The following is a 19,199-nucleotide window of genomic DNA, read 5'->3' on the forward strand; positions in this document are numbered from 1 at the left end:
GAAATCCACAAAACCCACGCGCTTCTTTCTCTTTTTTGAACAATGCCCGGCCCGTTCCGTCTCTTTTATACTATAAGTAAGGCCACTTTTGATGAGGAGGAACCATATTCATGATTATTGGAGTGCCAAAGGAAATTAAAAACAACGAAAACCGTGTCGCCATTACGCCGGCTGGCGTATTGTCGTTCGTTCAGGCAGGACATACGGTGCTCATTGAGAAAGAGGCAGGGGTTGGAAGCGGTTTCAGCGACAATGATTACGCCCGTGCCGGAGCACAAATCATCGAGCGAGCGGAAGATGTGTGGGCGCAAGCAGATATGGTGATGAAAGTGAAAGAGCCGCTGCCAAGCGAATACCGCTTCTTCCGTCCGGGGCTTGTGCTGTTCACCTACTTGCATTTGGCCGCCGACCCAGAGTTGACGCGCGCGTTAAAAGAAAGCGGCGTTATCGCCATCGCCTATGAAACTGTGCAAGTCGGCCGCACGCTGCCGCTGTTGACGCCGATGAGCGAAGTCGCCGGACGGATGGCGGCGCAAATCGGGGCGCAATTTTTGGAAAAGCCGTACGGCGGCAAAGGCATTTTGCTTGGCGGCGTCCCTGGCGTCGCCCGCGGCAAAGTAGTCATCATCGGCGGCGGGGTCGTCGGCACGAATGCGGCAAAAGTCGCGGTCGGCCTCGGGGCAGATGTCACGATCATCGACTTGAACGCGGATCGCCTGCGCGAGCTTGACGACATTTTCGGCAACCAAATTACGACGCTCATGTCCAACCCGATGAACATCGCCGAAGCGGTCGCAGAGGCCGACCTTGTCATCGGCGCCGTCCTCATCCCGGGAGCGCGGGCGCCGAAGCTCGTCACCGAGGACATGGTGAAAGCGATGAAACCGGGGTCGGTCATCGTCGATGTCGCCATCGACCAAGGTGGCATCGTCGAAACAAGCGACCACGTCACGACGCACGACGACCCGACGTACGTCAAACACGGCGTCGTCCATTATGCGGTCGCCAACATGCCGGGTGCTGTCCCGCGCACCTCGACGATCGCCTTGACGAACGTCACGATCCCATACGCCTTGCAAATCGCCAATAAAGGCGTCATGCAAGCCATTACGGACAACCCGGCGCTCGAGCTTGGCGTCAACGTCGCCAACGGCGAAATCACGTACGAAGCCGTCGCCCGCGACCTCGGCTATCGCTACGTCCCGGCCCGCGAAGCGCTCGGGAAAACGTTGGCCGCCAACTAACCGTGATGGACACGGCCGGCAACACGCGCTGCCGGCCGCCTGTTCATCATTGTCCATTCCCATGATCGCCCGCTCATAGCGGGCGGCTTTTTTTTTATCGTCCTAAACCGACAAGGCCGCCATTTCTGCAAGTGAGCGCAGGCGGCGGGAGTATGTCACCCGTTGCGTTATGCCAAATCATTTTCGTTCGACAAAGCGGCCAGTGTATAATGAAAATAGAAAGCGGGAAAGAAGGTGATTTCGTGAACGTTCCGGGAAAACAGGCGGTATCGCTTGAAGAATTTTATCGCATGCGGGAAACAACCGACCGCGTTTTAGAATACATTGATGGCGCTGTGTTGATGTCTCCCTCCCCTTCGACCCAGCACCAACGCATATCGGGACGGCTGCACGTCCAACTGTTCCATTTTTTAGAAGGAAAGCCGTGTGAAGTGTTTCATGCCCCGTTTGATATCGAACTAAAGAACGAACGAATCGAAGGCAAGAAAATTGTCGTCCCTGATTTAACCGTGATCTGTGATCGAAGTGGATTAACGGATACAAAATTTGTCGGCGTCCCAACGCTGATCATCGAGATTTTAAGCCCTTCCAACCAGGCGTACGATCTCGTGTTCAAATTGAATTTGTATATGCAATACGGAGTCTATGAATACTGGATCGTGAACCCCATGCATCGTGTTGTGCAAATCTACTCGCTCAATGACAATGGACAATATGAACAAGCCGGCGTCTGGAAAGAAACCGGCATGGCCTGTTCACGTGTGCTGGATGGCTTTTTTGTTGATGTGGAACAACTATTTCGTCCTTGAGGGCGGCTTCATGATATAATGTTATGAAGCAAAGGAGTGATGATGATGACGATGCCAAAAGCGTTAACGATCGCCGGCTCGGACAGCAGCGGCGGCGCCGGGCTGCAGGCGGACTTAAAAACGTTCCAAGAGCTTGGCGTTTACGGCATGACGGCGATCACGACCATCGTCGCCATGGACCCGCACAACCGGTGGGCGCACCAAGTGTTCCCCGTTGACCTAGCAACGATCGAAGCCCAGCTTGAGACGATCATCGTCGGCGTCGGGATTGATGCCTTAAAAACAGGCATGCTTCCGACAACTGATATCATTGAATTAGCGGCGCGGACGATTGAAAAGCATGGTTTGAAAAATGCGGTCGTCGATCCAGTTATGGTGTGCAAAGGGGCGGATGAGCCGCTCCATCCGGAAAATACAGTGTGCTACCGGGAAACGCTTGTACCAAAAGCAACGGTCGTGACGCCAAACTTGTTCGAAGCAGCGCAGCTTTCCGGCTTGCCGCGCATTGAAACGATCCAGGACATGAAGGAAGCGGCCGGGCGCATTCATGAACTCGGGGCCCAATATGTCATCGTCAAAGGCGGGCGGAAAATTCCGCATGACTATGCGGTTGACGTCCTTTACGACGGCAAAACGTTTGAACTCCTCGAATCGGAGCGGATTGACACGACGTATACGCACGGAGCAGGCTGCACGTTCTCGGCGGCCATCGCCGCCGAACTGGCAAAAGGCCGGCCGGTGAAAGACGCCATTGCCACCGCCAAGGCGTTCATCACCGCCGCCATTCGCCATTCGTTCCCGCTCAACGAATACGTCGGGCCCACACATCACGGTGCGTACCGCCGCTACGGCGAACAATAATAGACAAGACCTCGTCCTTGTCTTTTTCCGCAACTCCCCTCCTTGAAATAGGAAGGGAGCGGGGCCTGCGCATATTGAAAAATCAAATGCCTCGAAACGGTTTGCATGGTGCTAAAATAGATGCCATATGGAAATAGAAAGGAAGGTGCCGCCATTGCGCGTATCCGCTGTCCAATATCATTTGCATACGATCCGTTCGTTTGACGAGTTTGCCGCGCAAGTGACGCATTACGTCAAAACAGCGCAAGAGTTTGACGCCGAGTTTGTCTTGTTCCCAGAATTTTTCACGACCCAATTGCTTTCCATTCCACTTGATGACGGACGTCAAGCAGCGATCGACGACTTGCCGGACTACACGGAGCCGTATTGCGGGCTGTTTACGTCGCTCGCCAAAGACACGGGCATGTATTTGATCGGCGGTACGCATGTCATCCGCGAAAACGACAAGCTGTACAATGTCGCCCACTTGTTTGCGCCGGACGGAACGATCCATCGCCAAGCGAAGCTGCACATCACCCCGACCGAAGCCAACGAATGGAACATCGCCCCGGGTGACGGACTGCACGTCTTTGAAACGGACAAAGCGACGATCGCCATTTTGACGTGCTATGACATCGAGTTTCCGGAAATCGTTCGCCTGGCGCGCGCGAAAGGGGCGGACGTCATCTTCTGTCCGTCGTGCACCGACGATCGGCACGGGTTTTACCGCGTACGGTATTGCTGCCACGCGCGGGCGGTCGAAAACGAAGTGTATGTCGTCACGACCGGCACGGTCGGGTCGCTTCCGACGGTCGACTTTATGCGCGCCAATTTCGGCCAGGCAGCCGTCATCACGCCAAACGACATCCCGTTCCCACCCGGCGGCGTCCTTGCGGCGGGCGAGATCAACAGCGACATGGTCATTACCGCTGACCTTGACTTGTCGCTCCTTCGCAAAGTGCGGGAAAAAGGATCGGTCGCGACATGGCGCGACCGGCGCACTGATCTGTATCCAGACTGGAACACGATGGCGTAACAGCGGCGGCCCTTCGCCCCGCCTCCGGGCGGAGGTGCCAAGGGGGGGCTGCGGCCGGACTAAAAGGGTGCGGCGCCGCGACATGTGTTGGCATCCGAACCAAAGCAGGGTGCGGCACCCCTTTGCCTCGTCTTAAAGCTGATCATGGCGACACCGCCTCAACACTGCCATCGCCCAGCCGAAACAGCATAGCGACGCGGCGACACGGTAAGGCGGTCGGGCGAATTGCGAGGCCGCAACAACGCCTATATGATGAAGGACAACATGCCGATCATGACAACAGGGTGTCCCCACCGAGGAACACCCTGTTCATTTCGCTTATGACAGCGACTTCTTAAACTGATCAAACTGTTCCGCCACTTTCCCTTCCGGCGCTTTTGTCAACAGGCTCACGACGACAATAGCGGCGAGGCTCGCGGCGAAGCCCGGAATCATCTCATACAACAGCCCTTTCAAATACTCCGACTGCGTCCACAAAATGACCGTTGCCGCCCCGGCGACCATGCCGGCGAGCGCCCCCCATTTCGTCATCCGCCGCCAGCATAAGCTAAGCAAAATGACGGGGCCAAACGATGCGCCAAACCCAGCCCACGCATAGCCGACCAAGTTTAAAATGGTGTCGTTTTTCGTATACGCCAGCGCTGTCGCGACAATGGCGACAAGGAGCACCGACAAACGCCCGACGAAGACAAGCTCCTTATCCGAAGCCGCGCGGCGGAACACGACTTTATACAAGTCTTCGGTCAGCGAGCTCGACGTGACGAGCAACTGTGACGAGATCGTGCTCATAATCGCCGCTAAAATCGCCGCCAGCAAAAACCCAGTAATAATCGGATGGAACAAAATGTGTCCGAGTTGAATAAACACCGTTTCCGGATCATCAAGCTTCATGCCGCGCTGCGAAAAGTAAGCGATTCCAAAAAGACCGGTCAACATCGCCCCGACAACGGAGAAAATCATCCAGCCCATGCCGATGCGGCGGGCGCTTTTCATTTCTTTCACCGACTTAATGGCCATAAAGCGGACGATAATGTGCGGCTGGCCAAAATAGCCGAGCCCCCAGGCGAATAACGAAATGATGCCAAGAACACTCGTTCCTTTCCACAAGTTCAACAAGTTGGGATCGATGTCGCGAATCGTCTCCATCGTATCCACCGGCCCGCCTGTATGGAACAGCGTCACGACCGGCACTAAAATCAACGCGATGAACATAATCGTCCCTTGGACAAAGTCCGTCCAGCTGACGGCCAAAAAGCCGCCAAACAGCGTGTAAGCGACGACAACACCGCCGACGATCCACAATCCCGTATGGTAGCTAACACCAAATGAGTTTTCAAACAGAACGCCCCCTGAAACAAGGCCGGACGAGACATAAAACGTAAAAAAGACCATACTTCCTCTACTGTCTTGTCACCACTTTCATCATAACGAAATTGATAGTATTTACACAATAGTATTTATTTTTCCATACCGCTATAATAAACAAATTGACAAAACCTTTGCCAACTCTACCCTCTTTCTGGTATAATATTCTGTAAATTCAAAATCAATCGTTTATGTCTTTTTATACATAAAAAATTATTTTATAAAAATGCACACGAAATGATATTAGCCATATGCCCTTCAGTTAATGTGGCGAAAAACATTGAAAAATGCGCCTTTTCCCCATTTATACGGCGGTACCAAAATGTTCAAACAATTATTTTTATAAAACCTATTGCATAATAACAAAAATATTGATAGTATGATAATCGTTCATCGACAATGATTCCAAAGGGGGATTTTATAGGATGTTAAAAATGAAGAAAGGTTTGATCGTAGCGGTCGTTGCTGCGTTGTTTATGGCGCTCGCCGCTTGTGGCAAGTCGACAGAAACAAGCTCTCCGTCAGGCGCTGAAAAAGAAGGGAAGCAAAAAATCACCGTCGGGACGGACGCGGCGTTTGCGCCATTTGAATATATGCAAAAAGGAAAAATTGTTGGGTTTGACGCCGACCTTTTGGATGCAGTGATGAAAGAAGCCGGCTTGGATTATGAATTAAAAAACATCGGCTGGGATCCGCTGTTCGCTTCGCTGCAAAGCAAAGAAATCGACATGGGCATTTCCGGCATTACGATTACGGACAAACGGAAACAATCTTATGATTTCTCAGCTCCGTACTTTGAAGCAACACAAGTCATCTTAGTCAAACAAGGCAGCCCGGTGAAAAACGCCCTTGACTTAAAAGGGAAAACGATCGGCGTTCAAAACGCGACAACCGGTCAAGAAGCTGCGGAGAAGCTATTTGGCAAAGGCGATCATATTAAAAAATTCGAAACGAGTGTTGTTGCCATTATGGAACTGCTAAACGGCGGTGTTGATGCTGTCATCACGGACAACGCGGTGGCAAACGAATACGTGAAAAACAATCCCAATAAAAAACTGCAAGTCATTGAGGATCCAAAAAACTTCGCTTCAGAATATTATGGTATGATCTTCCCAAAAAACAGCGAATTGAAAGCCAAAGTGGACGAAGCATTAAAAAACGTCATCAACAGCGGCAAATACACTGAAATCTATAAAAAATGGTTTGGAAAAGAACCGAAGCTTGATCGATTAAAACAACAATAAGCGCACGAACATAGAAAAATGCGTAACTACCCGCAAGTTACGCATTTTTCTTAGAGAAAGGTGAGATCGATGGATTTTCGTTTTGATATTATTGTTGAATACGCCCCTTACTTTTGGCAAGGGCTGCTCGTAACGATCGGCGTATCATTAGCCGGCATCGTGTTCGGCCTCATTCTCGGCCTGTTCATCGGCCTTGGCAAAATGTCGTCCAACCCGATTATTCGTTTGCCGTTTTCGTGGTACATTCACTTTTTCCGCGGTACGCCGCTTGTCGTGCAAATTTTGCTCGTCCATTTCGGCGCCATGCCGCTCTTTTTCGCCCAGCCAAATGCCGTCGCTTCCCTGGCCGTCTCGCTGTCGCTCAACTCGGCCGCGTATGTGGCCGAGATTTTCCGCGCCGGCATCCAGTCGATCGACAAAGGGCAAATGGAAGCGGCCCGCTCGCTTGGGATGACGCATGCGCAGGCGATGCGCTACATTATTTTGCCGCAGGCGTTAAAGCGAATGATTCCGCCGTTTGCGAACGAGTTTATCGTCTTAATTAAAGATTCGTCGCTTGGGATGGTCATCGCCGCCCCGGAAATCATGTATTGGGGGAAAGCGGCCGCGGGTGAGTATTACCGCGTTTGGGAGCCGTATTTAACAGTGGCGTTCATCTATTTGCTCTTAACGCTTTCGTTAAGCAAACTGTCACACTATCTTGAAAGGAAGTATTCGACCCAATGATTGACGTACGCCAGCTGAAAAAATCGTTCGGTTCGCTCCAAGTTTTAAAAGGAATCGATGTCCATATTCGCGAAGGAGAAGTCGTGGTCGTCATCGGCCCATCGGGGTCGGGAAAATCGACGTTTTTACGCTGTTTAAACTTGCTTGAGGATTTCGATGAAGGTGAAATTATTATTGACGGCATTAATTTAAAGGCGAAAGACACGAACTTAAATAAAGTGCGGGAAGAAGTCGGAATGGTGTTCCAGCGCTTTAACTTGTTTCCGCATATGACGGTGCTGAACAATATCACGCTGGCACCGATGAAAGTGCGGAAATGGCCGCGTGAAAAAGCGGAAGCGAAGGCGATGGAGCTGCTCGCCAAAGTCGGGCTGCAAGACAAAGCGCACGTCTACCCGGACTCCCTCTCCGGTGGGCAGGCGCAGCGCGTCGCCATCGCCCGGGCATTGGCCATGGAACCGAAAATCATGCTGTTTGACGAGCCGACGTCAGCGCTTGACCCGGAAATGGTCGGGGAAGTGCTCTCGGTCATGAAGCAGCTGGCCAATGAAGGGATGACGATGGTCGTCGTCACCCACGAGATGGGCTTTGCCCGTGAAGTCGGCGACCGCGTCCTGTTTATGGACGGCGGCTACATTGTCGAGGAAGGGAAGCCGGAAGACTTGTTCGACCACCCGCAGCATGAGCGGACGAAAGCGTTTTTATCAAAAGTGCTGTAAAACGTCGTCTTGCCTGTTTGAGGCAAGACGACTTTTTTTAGGCACATATCATGCCCCCTATAATGCAACCACGTTGCCTCTCCATCTCTTCAATGTTCCGTCAACGGCTCCCCCATTTCAGGCATCTATGACACCACAAAAGCCCTTCTGAACATAAAAAGCCGGCCGAACCCCGGCCAGCCTCGCTTTACAACACAAACTGCATCACCCAAATCGAACCGGCGACAACGACAACAGCAATAAAGAAGCTGTATACCATGTTGAACGTTTGCACTTTGCCGCTGTCGCTTTCGTTGACGTGCATGAATAGAAACAGCTGCAAGCTCGCTTGGATGATCGCGAACAAGACGATGATGACGATCACGGCTTTAAGCGGCAGCCCAGACGAGAGCGCCACCCAAAGAGCCGCAAACGTCAAGACGAGCGACAACAAAAACCCAATGATATGTTTCCACGGAAATGATTCGCGATGGCTGTTTGCGCCCATGTTAGATCACCATCCCTAACAAATAGACGAGCGTGAAGATGAAAATCCAAACGACGTCTAAAAAGTGCCAATACAAACTGACGATAAACACTTTGCGCGCCGTTTTCGCCGTCAACCCGCGTTGGAGAAGCTGGATGATGATGAGAATCATCCAGCCGATCCCTAAGCCGACGTGGGCGCCGTGCGTGCCGACGAGCACGAAAAAGCTTGATAAAAATGCGCTCGTCTGCATCGTCGCTCCTTCATGGACGTAATGGATGAACTCGCGAATTTCAACCGTAATAAACCCCACCCCAAGCAGAAGCGTCACGAGCAGCCAGGCAATCAGCCCGCTCATGCGGCCGCGGCGCATTTCAAAAATGGCCAACCCACATGTGAAACTGCTCGTCAACAGCAACAACGTTTCGATCAAAACGTCTTTTACCTCAAACAGCTCCGCTGCCGTCGGCCCCGAGCCGGTCCGTTGGAACAAGACGAGATACGTCGCAAACAGCGTCGCAAACAGCGCGACTTCCGCCCCGAGGAAAATCCAGAAACCCAATATGTTCAACCGACTTTCTTGCGTCCGATACTCCAGCGGCACCGTTTCCTCATAGCGATGTGCAGCTTCTCCCATTCGTCACGCCCCCTTCCGCGCCGCTCGTTCCATCCGTTTGATTTCGTCAACCGGAATATGGTAGCCATCATCGTCTTCAAATGAGCGGAGAATCAATCCAAGCACAATGAACAACGCACCAACGATAGCCAACGCAAACCATTTGAACACAAGGCCGAACCCGGCGACGAAAAACGCCACCGACATCCAAAACGGGCGTCCTGAGTTGCTTGGCATATGGATCGGCTTCAAGTCTTCTTCTTTCACGTGGAAGCCGCCATACTTTTTCTTCATCACCCAATACGCGTCCACATCTTCGACAACCGGCGTCACCGGGAAATTGTAATGCACCGGCGGCGACGCGGTCGCCCACTCAAGCGTCCGTCCGTTCCACGGGTCGCCGGTCATGTCGCGCTCGCCGTAGCGGGCGCTGTAATAAATGTTGTAACAAAGCACGATAAACCCGATGCCCATCAACACCGCCCCGACCGTCGCGACGACGTTGAGCGGCGTCCAGCCGAGACCAGCCGAGTACGTGTACATGCGGCGCGTCATCCCCATCAACCCTAGGAAATACATCGGGAAGAAGCAGATGTTAAAGCCGATCATAAACAGCCAAAACGTCCACTTGCCAAGCCGTTCATTCAAGATATGGCCGAACATTTTCGGATACCAATAATGCAAACCGGCAAAGCAGGCGAACACCGTACCCGCGATCAACACGTAATGGAAATGGGCAATCAGAAAATAGCTGTTATGGTATTGATAATCGGCCGCGGCCATTGCCAACATAACCCCCGTCACGCCGCCGATGACGAAGTTCGGAATGAACGCCAGCGACCAAAGCATCGCGGTTGTAAAACGAATTTTCCCTTTTCGGATCGTAAACAGCCAGTTGAAAATTTTCACCCCGGTCGGAATGGCGATCGCCATCGTCGTGATCGAGAAGGCAGAGTTCACGGCCGGCCCTGCGCCCATCGTAAAGAAGTGGTGCACCCAAACGATAAAGCTCAGGAACGCAATGCCCACGATCGAACCGACCATCGCCTTATAACCGAACAGCCGTTTCTGCGCAAACGTGCTGACCACTTCCGAGAAAATGCCGAACGCCGGCAAAATGACGATATACACTTCCGGATGGCCCCAAATCCAGAACAAGTTCGCCCAGAGCATCGACATGCCGCCGTTGGCCATCGTGAAAAACTGCGTATCAAACAGCCGGTCAAACGTCATGAGCGCCAAGGCGACCGTCAACACCGGGAAGGCGAAAATAATGAGCACGCACGTAATGAGAATCGTCCACGTAAACATCGGCATGCGCATCAATGTCATGCCCGGCGCGCGCATTTTTAAAATCGTGACAAGGAAGTTGATCCCGGTCATCAATGTTCCGATCCCGGAAATTTGTAAAGCGACAGCGTAATAGTTGTTGCCGACGCCAGGGCTGAATTCGTTGCCGGCAAGCGGGAAGTACGCCGTCCAACCGGCATCCGGCGATCCGCCGATGACGAATGAAATGTTAAACAGCAACGCACCGAAGAAAAAGAGCCAAAAGCTTAACGCATTCAAATATGGAAACGCGACATCGCGCGCCCCGATTTGCAGCGGAACGACAATGTTCATCAAACCGATGATGAACGGCATCGCCATAAACAAGATCATAATCGTCCCGTGCGTCGTAAATATTTCATTGTAATGTTGCGCGTCAAGAAACTTCATGTTCGGCGCGGTCAGCTGCGCCCGCATCAAAAGCGCATCGACGCCGCCGCGGAAGAGCATCAAAACTGCGCAAATAATGTACATGACGCCGATTTTTTTATGGTCGACGGTAGTGAGCCATTCGTTCCACAGCCATTTCCATTTTTTAAAATACGTCAAGACGAACACAATGCCGATTATCGTTAAAACGATCGCGACATCAGCCGCGTAAATGAGCGGCTCTCCGGTTACGAAAAACTCGCTCCATTTCATCCTTCGTTCCCCCTTTCCTACTCCCCATGATGGTGACCGTTTGTCATCGTTTCATCATGTTGATCGTCGTTTCTCATTGGCTTTCGATCTGCATGATGGCTGTTTTGTTTCGCATGGTCAATCCATTGCAAGTGGGTGTTCGAAAACGTCATTCGCCCAACAAGCCCCGGTTTTAAAATTTGTGTGTATTTTTCCTCATCGAGCTTCGGGGCGGTTTGTTTCACTTCATTTATCCATTTGCGGAAGTCCGTTCCCGTTTGGGCGACAACCTCAAATTCCATATGTGCGAACTTTTCCCCGGAAAAGTTGGCGCTCCGCCCCATATACGATCCTGGTTTATCAGCTTGTAAAATCAGCTCTGTCTCCATGCCGTCCATCGCATATTTTTGTCCGCCTAGCTCCGGCACCCAAAACGAATTCATCGGTCCGACGGACGTGAGCTTGAATTTGACCGGCACACCGGCCGGAATATGGACGTAGTTGACCGTTTCAATGTTTTCTTCCGGATAGCTGAAAATCCATTTCCAGTTCGCCGCCGTCACATGAATCGTGATCGGTTTCACGTTCTCGGTCGGCGGCTTTTCCAACGCAAACGTCGCCTTCACTGTTGGAACAGCGAGCGCAGCGACAATCAAAATCGGAATGGCCGTCCAGACGACTTCAAGCAACGTGTTTCCTTCCTCATCCGGCGGCTCATAGCCGGCATTTTCCGGCTTCTCGCGATAACGAATGAGAAAAACGGCAAACAACGTAAATACAACAACAATAATGAACAACATAAAGCCGACAGACCACATGATCAAATCATACTGCATGCGCGCCACCGGCCCTTGCGGATTGAGCACGGCCGTGCGCTCGACGCAGCCGCCAAGCAAAAGCAAAAACGGCAAAGCTAACATGGCGCGCCATATCGCCTGTTTCATCGCTCTGTATCCCCCTTTATCCGCCCCGGCATCCAGGGCGTCTTCCATCGATATGTCTTTGTTTTCTACCATATCAAAATTGAAAATGTTTGAAACCAACACGCGCAAAAGTTCATAAATCAGCAAAACATTTGTCACAAACTGTTCAATCATTGTTCAAGAAATCGCCACTAGTTTTCCTCGATTAGGGAACTATTGATGGGAAAAGGGATTCAAGGCGGGGAATGCCATAAAAAAACGGCCGGATCCCCACGTTCCAAAAATCCGGCCGTTTCTTGTATGTGAACTACCCACCACCTACGCTTCGCTTAGAGGTGGGGGCTTCAAGCGACTTGTGTGTGTGTTCGCTGAACGGTAAGCCACACACCAGAACCCTTTACGCTTCCCTTCGTTCCGAAGGTGTCCGTTCTAGCCATATTCTATCCTATTCGTTGGCTAACGCCAACCGACATTCATCTCCCACTTTCTCTTTCGGAGGGAAGTTAAATGGTATACCCTTGCAGCTCAAGCTGTTTGCGGATGCGCGGATTCAACGTTTGCCACATCCATTGTTGGTAGAGCGCTTTTTTCTCATTCGACGATAAATAATAGCGCGTTCCGGCTTGGCGGCGGGCGCGCTCAGTCACATCGTACAGCGCCAGCGCCGCGGCAACGGAAATGTTAAAGCTTTGGACGAAGCCGTACATCGGGATGACGAACGTCCCGTCTGCGAGTTTCAGCGCCTCATCGGATACGCCGCTATGTTCGTTGCCAAATAAAAGCGCCGTCGGTTTGGATACATCGATGTCGGAAAGAGGAATCGTCCCCTCGCCAAGATAGCTGGCATACACTTGATACCCTTGCTGTTTTAAGTCGTTGATGGCGGTTTCGATATCAGGCTGCCGGTGAAGCGTCAGCCATTGGTCAGCATGGCGCGTCACGAGCCGGTTTGGCGAAAATGGCGCTTTTCCCGTGACGATATGGATGTCTTGAACGCCGAACGCCTCGGCTGTCCGCAGCACCGCTGCCTGATTGTGCGGGTCGTCGACCGCTTCAATCAAAACCGTAATATAACGGGTGCGCTCGTTAAGAACGTCATACATTCGTTTTAATCGTTTCGGCAAAATCATTTCCCAAACCGGACGCGTCTGCTCGGTCAGCAGCCCTTCTTGCTGCAGCTGGGCAAGAAACGTCTTCATGTCCCGTTCTTCCATGTCGATCACCTTCGCTCCGTTCCTCTTCGCCTGTGCTTCCTATTGTACAAAATAGGATGCCGCTGGGCAATCTCGATCATTCCCTGAACTATTCAAACTATTCTATAAATAATGTTTTGGAAACATTGTTCATTTACAAACTATCATTCATGCGGCTGCCGGAATCATTAACTTCGTCGTCTTGACTGCGGCTTTATCGTCATGCAACAGCGGCATTTTCAGCACGAGCCGGATGCTGTTCAACCTCGCTGAACAGCAAGAAGCGCCAACCGCATTCGGACGCAGAGGTGGTCTCTTTCACATACTTCGGTTACATTTCATCAAAAAGGGACTTTTGAGTCAGCTCCGTTTCCTTTTCATTTGTTGGCAACTGCACAACCCGTCCCTCATCTTTCTTTGACGCCGATGTACGCCTGGCGCGGGTGGTTCGGCTGATCCGGATATTTCAATCGGATTTTCCCTTCGTCGACCAGCTTCCCTAAGTAGTTGGTGCGCAGCCCATCCGGCGTCCGTTCCAACAGCGTCGCCAACTCTTTCAGTCGCAGCGGTCGCTCGCAGCACAGGCGGACGATCATCTCTTCCATAACCGCCGGAGCCAACCGCTTTTTTCGACGTGCCAGTTCTGCCATCTCCCACAGCCGCTCATCGATCGACTCGTTTCTCTCTTCTTCCTCCCTTTCATCAACAGATATAGCATTATTTACGGAGTTTGGTGTTTTATTAACGGAGTTCGCACCTTTATTCACGGAGCATGACGGGATATTTACGGAGTCAATCTCGTTTTTTACGGAGTTCGCCTCCCTATTCAAGGAGTTTGTCGAGTTGTTTACGGAGTTTTGTTCGATAATAACGGAGTTGAGCTCCTTATTTACGTAGTTGGCCTCGTTACTTCCGAAGTCCACGTCATGTTGATCCGCACCGTGTTCTATCCATGCTTGTTCTTGCTGTTGCAATGATTCATTGATTTCTGTTTCAATTGTCGCCCCCGCCTCAGCTGGAAACAACAATGGGCATAACGTCACGATCGTGCGGTCTGGATTCATTTGCTGCAAAATATCGACCGGCTGGACAAGCGCCCGTTCCTGCCAATCATGCATGCGCTTCAAACCGGATCCTGCGCGTTTGCATACATCGATCAACAAAAACATTTTAAAGATGTTCGGATTGCGCAGATTGCTCATTTGTCCAGCCATAGCGGCTTCAATTGGCAGGCGGAACCGGCCCGGGTTGGCAAATCGAAACGCCCCGTCCTCTTTTTCAACGGTAATGCCGCCTTCTTCCCCGTAATCGGCATGAACGATGGCATTAGCGAGCGCCTCGGCGAGCAGAGCACGCCCTTCCTCAAGCCAAACGTGGCGCTCCAACTCCGCCAACACGCGGAAATAAAAATCATAGGCGTTGCCGGACCACGTTCCATCCTGCGATGTGAACCGCTTCGCCCATCCTGCCGCCTTTGCACCGTCATATTCCCGGTATTCTAAAAAATATTGCGGCAGCACCTCGGTAATGATCCGCTCTTCGCTGAACATCACGAGTCCGGCGAGCGTCAGTCCTTCTTTGCTGCTGTCGCGCAGCTTGCCCCAAGCGCCGATTTTGTATAAAAACTCTTTCGTCTCAAGACTGTTCCATGGATGCCCCGGTTTGGCGCGGGCAAACTGCTCCCGGTAATGGCTGACGGTCTCAAAATTGAGCTCGCTCAAGCTGTAATGCTCTAAAATGAGGCTGTCTGCCGTCGCATTGGCGCGTTCATGAAACGAATGTGTATATTTATTCACTCTTGATCTTCCTTTAACATTATTTTTGCAAAACAGTCTTGACCTCTTTTTTTCTATTGTACCATCTTTTATTCTCCTTGCGGACGATTGCCAAAAAAAGAAAAGGGTTGTGGATATGTGGAATAACGGTCCATGGCAAAGAGCAAACTATGGAAAACCACTATTGACAGGCAAGGAGGCATCCGTATGTCATCCCTCCCTTCGGTCATAGAGCCGTATTGGCGTGATTCCGTGCCGCTTCCGTCGTTTCCGAAGCTCGATGCGGACATTTCCGCCGACGTCGCAGTCATCGGCGGCGGCATTTCCGGCATTACAACCGCTTATTTACTGGCGACGCAAGGTGTGCGCGTCGCCCTTCTCGAAGCGGACCGGCTGTTGAACGGAACGACCGGCCATACGACAGCGAAAATCACCGCCCAGCACGATCTCGTCTATGATGAATTTCTCAACCATTTCGGTGCAGAAAAGGCGCGACTCTATTATGACGCCTGCATGGACGCACTCCAGTTTATCCGCCGCACGATCGAAGAACAACAAATAGACTGCGACTTTTGCGAGCAAGATGCCTATATTTATACGATGTCTTCCTCTTCTTTCCAAAAACTAGTGAAAGAATGGGAAGCGTACGAACGGCTCGGCATTGACGGCGCCTTCGTTGAGTCGATCCCGCTCCCGCTGCCGGTGGCGGCAGCGGTCGTGATGAAGAGGCAGGCGCAATTTCATCCGCTCAAATATTTGGCCAAACTCGTCGATTCGATCACACAGGCTGGCAGCGCCATTTACGAACACACACCAGCGGCGGATATTGAACAAGGAAAAAGGATGACAGTCATTACGCGAGACAAAAAACGGGTTGAGTGCGACCATGTCGTCGTCTGTTCTCACTTTCCGTTTTACGACGGCGGGTTTTACTTTTCGCGCATGTACGCTGAACGGTCGTACGTATTGGGAGTGACGATCACTGAACCGTACCCGGGCGGCATGTATTTAAGCGCCGATGAACCGAAACGCTCGATCCGCTCCGCAGCGGCAGGCAGCGAGACGCTTATCCTAATTGGCGGCGAAAACCATAAAACCGGCCAAGGCGTGCCGACAATGCGCCATTATGAGGCGTTGTCCTCGTTCGCCTCGCAGTTGTTTACGGTAAAAGACATTCGTTACCGTTGGTCGGCCCAAGACTTGACGACGCTTGATAAATTGCCATATATCGGCCCGATGACAGCAGGGACGCCAAACATTTATGTCGCGACAGGGTACCGGAAGTGGGGGATGACGAACGGGACGGTCGCCGGGATGCTTTTGTCTGACCTCATTCTCGACCGCGACAACCGATACCGCGACTTGTACTCTCCGTCGCGCTTTTACGCTGATCCAAGCATGAAGCAGTTTTTCACGACAAACCTTGACGTCGCCAAACATTTTCTGGAGGGAAAGATCGAACCGGTTATCCGCCGGCCGCAAGATTTGGCGCCCGGAGAAGGGGCGGTTGTCTCGGTCAACGGAAAGCGGGCGGGCGCCTATAAGGACGAGGCGGGAACGCTTCATGTCGTTGATACGACGTGCACCCATATGGGCTGCGAGCTGGAGTGGAACAGCGGCGACAAGACGTGGGACTGTCCATGCCATGGCTCGCGCTTCTCGATCGATGGCGATGTGATCGAAGGACCGGCGAAACAGCCGCTCGCGTGCATTGAACTTGATGACGCGAAGTGACGCGCTGACGCGAGACGGCGGCGCATGCAGAACATCGTTGCAGTGGACATGTCGACCTTGAGTTCCAATGGGGGTTGGGAGCGTATGTTCCTAACCCCCTTATCGTTTTCATTTGCCGATCGCGCATTTCGTGATAAGATGAAAATGAGAGTGGACTGTACGTTGCATGATGTTTTCGGGAGGGATGACGCATGGACTTTGAACCGATTTTTCTCACCCCTGTCTTCCAAGAACGGATTTGGGGCGGCACGAAGCTCGCCGAACGATTCGGCTACGACATTCCGTCTTCGCAAACAGGGGAATGCTGGGCGGTGTCCGCCCATCCGCACGGGCAGACAGTCGTCGCCCGCGGACCGTTTGCCGGGATGACGCTTGGTCAATTATGGGAGGAACGCCGCGATTTGTTCGGCCACTTCCCGTCTGATCGCTTTCCGCTGTTGACGAAAATTTTGGACGCCAACGCCGACTTGTCCGTCCAAGTCCACCCGGACGATGAATACGCCAAAACGCATGAAGGCGGAGAGCTCGGCAAAACGGAATGTTGGTACATCATCGATTGCAAGCCGGGCGCTGAGCTCATTTACGGCCATTACGCCGAGACGAAGGAGCAGCTGCGCGCCATGATGGAGGCGGGGGAGTGGGAGCGCTTGCTCCGGAAAGTGCCGATCCGCCCGGGCGACTTCTTCTATGTCCCAAGCGGCACGATCCACGCCCTTTGCGAAGGAACGCTCGTCCTCGAGACGCAGCAAAGCTCGGACACGACATACCGCGTCTACGACTACGACCGTGTCGACAGCCAAGGGCGCAGGCGGGAGCTTCATCTTGACAAAGCAATAGATGTCACGACTGTCCCGCACCGCGACATCGACATCCGCCCCCATGTCGCCGAATTCCCGGGCGCGACTGTGACGACATTCGTGGAAGGCGACTACTTCGGCGTCCAAAAATGGGACGTCCGCGGCGCGTTCGAATCAGAGCAGGCAAAACCGTTTCTCATCGTCAGCATCCTCGAAGGCGAAGGCGAGCTTGTCCGCAAAGGACAGACATACTTGCTTCGCCGGGGCGACCATTTCATTTTGCCGCATCAATTCGGCCGTTTCACCATTCGCGGCTCCCTCCAGGCGATCGCGTCGTGGCCGCGGACAGGCAAATAAACGACTGACTTCCTCAACCAATGGGTTGCAACATACAAAAAAGGTGTCCTCTTGCCTTTGGGACACCTTTTTCTATTGTCCACCCGAGAAGGGGACGGCTGAACAGAACATGCCGTTCAACAATAGGATTTCACCCATGAAGAAATCCCATCATCTTCCCCGCTTAGGAGAAAGATGTCCCTTTCATTTGACCGAGACGATACACAGAGGCAATATACCGCGCCGTTTGCGTCACATACTGTTCCGCCTGCTCGAACGCTTTCTCAAGCGGAATGACGCCGGGAACAATTGTAAAGAGGGCGTCAATGCCATGGTCTAAGACGACCGCACTGTCGTCGCCTAACGAACCGGCGATGCCGATGACCGGGACGCCGAACTGCTTCGCCGTTTTGGCGACACCAATCGGCGTTTTTCCGAATATCGTCTGTCCGTCGATCCGTCCTTCACCGGTAATGACTAAATCGGCGCCTTTGACGCGCTCCGCGAGCTGAACCGTCTCGATCACAATATCAACGCCGCGCTTCAGCTCAGCCGGGAGAAACGCAAGCAGCCCCGCTCCCAAGCCTCCGGCCGCGCCGGCGCCGGGAATGTCGCCGACTTGTTTGCCGAGTTCGCGGCTGATGACGTCGGCATAGTGCGCCAAGTTCTGGTCGAGAACCGCGACCATATCCGGTGTCGCCCCCTTTTGCGGGCCGAAAATGGCGGACGCGCCTCTCGGTCCGGTGAGCGGATTATCGACATCGCATGCGACATCAATGCGCACGTTCTCTAGACGCGGATCGAGCCCGGACAAGTCGATCGACTGCAAATAAGCGAGCGCTCCGCCTCCCGGACCGATGTCCCGGCCGTCTTCGTCCAAAAGCCTTCCCCCAAGCGCCTGCACCATGCCGGCCCCGCCATCGTTTGTCGCGCTGCCGCCAATGCCGATAATCAAATGAGTGGCGCCGGCGTCAAGCGCTGCTCGGATCAGTTCTCCCGTCCCCCGTGTCGTCGTCACCAACGGATTACGCCGGTCGCGTGGGACAAGGTGCAGCCCCGAGGCAGCCGCCATCTCGATGACCGCTGTCTTCCCGTCGCCGAGCAAGCCAAAAAACGCCCGCACCGGCTCACCGAGCGGTCCGGTCACGTTCACTTCCACGATGCGGCCGCCAGTCGCATCAACAAGCGACTGCACCGTCCCTTCCCCGCCATCGGCCATCGGCACTTTCACGTACTCAGCCTCTGGAAACACCGACCGGAACCCGCGTTCCACCGCCTCGGCGACTTCGAGCGCCGAGAGGCTTTCTATGAACCTCCCCCACTTACTCCTGTAGGCGTTGAAGTGGGGGTTTCTTGCCTTTTTCTTTCCGGGTGTTTCACGATACACCGGGTTTCCCGTGTATCTCGTGACCAAGCACGGAAACAC

The 19,199-nt window shown here is 52.9% G+C and carries 16 protein-coding genes and 2 pseudogenes; 10 read left to right on the top strand and 8 right to left on the bottom strand.

Annotated features, from left to right (window positions below; translation table 11 throughout):
• Positions 1–110 precede the first annotated feature (110 nt).
• The 4 genes from ald to CV944_RS12550 all read left to right on the top strand — a co-directional run bounded on the left by ald (position 111) and on the right by CV944_RS12550 (position 3,929).
• Entirely contained in the window at positions 111–1,244 is a 1,134-nt protein-coding gene (gene ald / locus CV944_RS12535; RefSeq protein WP_020278676.1) for an alanine dehydrogenase, read from the top strand.
• A gap of 209 nt (positions 1,245–1,453) precedes the next feature.
• Positions 1,454–2,053, top strand: a complete 600-nt coding sequence (locus CV944_RS12540; protein ID WP_100659931.1) for a Uma2 family endonuclease — start codon at positions 1,454–1,456, stop codon at positions 2,051–2,053.
• Positions 2,054–2,098: 45 nt separating this feature from the next.
• Positions 2,099–2,914 carry a pyridoxine/pyridoxal/pyridoxamine kinase gene (pdxK, locus tag CV944_RS12545; protein WP_100659932.1) on the top strand — a complete coding sequence of 272 codons (816 nt, stop codon included), beginning with the start codon at positions 2,099–2,101 and terminating at the stop codon, positions 2,912–2,914.
• A gap of 154 nt (positions 2,915–3,068) precedes the next feature.
• Complete coding sequence (locus CV944_RS12550; RefSeq protein WP_100664287.1) at positions 3,069–3,929, top strand: carbon-nitrogen hydrolase family protein; 861 nt, start codon at positions 3,069–3,071, stop codon at positions 3,927–3,929.
• 318 nt (positions 3,930–4,247) lie between these two features.
• Here the strand turns inward: CV944_RS12550 and putP are convergent.
• Positions 4,248–5,321 (bottom strand): annotated as a pseudogene (gene putP / locus CV944_RS12555) (sodium/proline symporter PutP); the annotation flags it as partial.
• Between the two features lie 398 nt (positions 5,322–5,719).
• Here putP and CV944_RS12560 point away from each other — a divergent pair.
• From CV944_RS12560 to CV944_RS12570, 3 genes are all read left to right on the top strand, one after another.
• A complete protein-coding gene (locus tag CV944_RS12560; protein WP_044743012.1) occupies positions 5,720–6,538 on the top strand; it encodes a basic amino acid ABC transporter substrate-binding protein in 819 nt (272 codons plus the stop codon).
• Positions 6,539–6,607: 69 nt separating this feature from the next.
• Positions 6,608–7,264, top strand: a complete 657-nt coding sequence (locus CV944_RS12565; protein ID WP_047819165.1) for an amino acid ABC transporter permease — start codon at positions 6,608–6,610, stop codon at positions 7,262–7,264.
• A complete protein-coding gene (locus CV944_RS12570) occupies positions 7,261–7,983 on the top strand; it encodes an amino acid ABC transporter ATP-binding protein (RefSeq protein ID WP_011232919.1) in 723 nt (240 codons plus the stop codon). Before CV944_RS12565 ends, CV944_RS12570 begins: the two co-directional genes overlap by 4 nt.
• A 187-nt stretch (positions 7,984–8,170) precedes the next feature.
• Here the strand turns inward: CV944_RS12570 and qoxD are convergent, their stop codons facing one another.
• From qoxD to CV944_RS12600, 5 genes are all read right to left on the bottom strand, one after another.
• Positions 8,171–8,470 (bottom strand): cytochrome aa3 quinol oxidase subunit IV, encoded by a 300-nt coding sequence (gene qoxD, locus CV944_RS12575; RefSeq protein WP_011232920.1) that lies wholly within the window; start codon positions 8,468–8,470, stop codon positions 8,171–8,173.
• 1 nt (position 8,471) lies between these two features.
• A complete protein-coding gene (gene qoxC / locus CV944_RS12580) occupies positions 8,472–9,086 on the bottom strand; it encodes a cytochrome aa3 quinol oxidase subunit III (RefSeq protein WP_100664288.1) in 615 nt (204 codons plus the stop codon).
• A gap of 3 nt (positions 9,087–9,089) precedes the next feature.
• Positions 9,090–11,036, bottom strand: coding sequence for a cytochrome aa3 quinol oxidase subunit I (gene qoxB / locus CV944_RS12585; RefSeq protein WP_063330622.1), 1,947 nt, complete (start codon positions 11,034–11,036; stop codon positions 9,090–9,092).
• A 17-nt stretch (positions 11,037–11,053) separates the two neighbouring features.
• Positions 11,054–11,959, bottom strand: coding sequence for a cytochrome aa3 quinol oxidase subunit II (qoxA, locus tag CV944_RS12590; RefSeq protein ID WP_100664291.1), 906 nt, complete (start codon positions 11,957–11,959; stop codon positions 11,054–11,056).
• Positions 11,960–12,441: 482 nt separating this feature from the next.
• Positions 12,442–13,152 (bottom strand): TrmH family RNA methyltransferase, encoded by a 711-nt coding sequence (locus CV944_RS12600; RefSeq protein WP_033008879.1) that lies wholly within the window; start codon positions 13,150–13,152, stop codon positions 12,442–12,444.
• A gap of 145 nt (positions 13,153–13,297) precedes the next feature.
• On the opposite strand from CV944_RS12600, the pseudogene CV944_RS12605 reads away from it, so the two are divergent.
• Positions 13,298–13,447, top strand: a pseudogene (locus CV944_RS12605) (amino acid permease); the annotation flags it as partial.
• Positions 13,448–13,538: 91 nt separating this feature from the next.
• On the opposite strand, the gene CV944_RS12610 reads toward CV944_RS12605, so the two are convergent.
• Entirely contained in the window at positions 13,539–14,927 is a 1,389-nt protein-coding gene (locus CV944_RS12610; RefSeq protein WP_100664289.1) for an ATP-binding protein, read from the bottom strand.
• Between the two features lie 186 nt (positions 14,928–15,113).
• Here CV944_RS12610 and CV944_RS12615 point away from each other — a divergent pair, with 186 nt between their 5' ends.
• Positions 15,114–16,640 carry an FAD-dependent oxidoreductase gene (locus CV944_RS12615; RefSeq protein WP_100664290.1) on the top strand — a complete coding sequence of 509 codons (1,527 nt, stop codon included), beginning with the start codon at positions 15,114–15,116 and terminating at the stop codon, positions 16,638–16,640.
• Positions 16,641–16,831: 191 nt separating this feature from the next.
• The gene (manA, locus tag CV944_RS12620; protein ID WP_033008876.1) at positions 16,832–17,794 is read left to right on the top strand and encodes a mannose-6-phosphate isomerase, class I; all 963 of its coding nucleotides are present in this window, start codon (positions 16,832–16,834) and stop codon (positions 17,792–17,794) included.
• Positions 17,795–17,957: 163 nt separating this feature from the next.
• Here the strand turns inward: manA and CV944_RS12625 are convergent, their stop codons facing one another.
• Positions 17,958–19,082 (bottom strand): glycerate kinase, encoded by a 1,125-nt coding sequence (locus CV944_RS12625; RefSeq protein ID WP_100664292.1) that lies wholly within the window; start codon positions 19,080–19,082, stop codon positions 17,958–17,960.
• Positions 19,083–19,199: the final 117 nt, after the last annotated feature.

The organism is Geobacillus sp. WSUCF-018B, from assembly GCF_002809985.1.
Taxonomy (GTDB): Bacteria; Bacillota; Bacilli; order Bacillales; family Anoxybacillaceae; genus Geobacillus; species Geobacillus thermophilus.

Bases quoted from the DNA above. Each gene is read 5' to 3' on its own strand.
- ald (WP_020278676.1), top strand. From the start codon at position 111: ATGATTATTGGAGTGCCAAAGGAAATTAAAAACAACGAAAACCGTGTC.
- CV944_RS12540 (WP_100659931.1), top strand. From the start codon at position 1,454: ATGAAAATAGAAAGCGGGAAAGAAGGTGATTTCGTGAACGTTCCGGGA.
- pdxK (WP_100659932.1), top strand. From the start codon at position 2,099: ATGACGATGCCAAAAGCGTTAACGATCGCCGGCTCGGACAGCAGCGGC.
- CV944_RS12560 (WP_044743012.1), top strand. From the start codon at position 5,720: ATGTTAAAAATGAAGAAAGGTTTGATCGTAGCGGTCGTTGCTGCGTTG.
- CV944_RS12565 (WP_047819165.1), top strand. From the start codon at position 6,608: ATGGATTTTCGTTTTGATATTATTGTTGAATACGCCCCTTACTTTTGG.
- CV944_RS12570 (WP_011232919.1), top strand. From the start codon at position 7,261: ATGATTGACGTACGCCAGCTGAAAAAATCGTTCGGTTCGCTCCAAGTT.
- qoxD (WP_011232920.1), bottom strand. From the start codon at position 8,470: ATGGGCGCAAACAGCCATCGCGAATCATTTCCGTGGAAACATATCATT.
- qoxC (WP_100664288.1), bottom strand. From the start codon at position 9,086: ATGGGAGAAGCTGCACATCGCTATGAGGAAACGGTGCCGCTGGAGTAT.
- qoxB (WP_063330622.1), bottom strand. From the start codon at position 11,036: ATGAAATGGAGCGAGTTTTTCGTAACCGGAGAGCCGCTCATTTACGCG.
- qoxA (WP_100664291.1), bottom strand. From the start codon at position 11,959: ATGAAACAGGCGATATGGCGCGCCATGTTAGCTTTGCCGTTTTTGCTT.
- CV944_RS12600 (WP_033008879.1), bottom strand. From the start codon at position 13,152: ATGGAAGAACGGGACATGAAGACGTTTCTTGCCCAGCTGCAGCAAGAA.
- CV944_RS12615 (WP_100664290.1), top strand. From the start codon at position 15,114: ATGTCATCCCTCCCTTCGGTCATAGAGCCGTATTGGCGTGATTCCGTG.
- manA (WP_033008876.1), top strand. From the start codon at position 16,832: ATGGACTTTGAACCGATTTTTCTCACCCCTGTCTTCCAAGAACGGATT.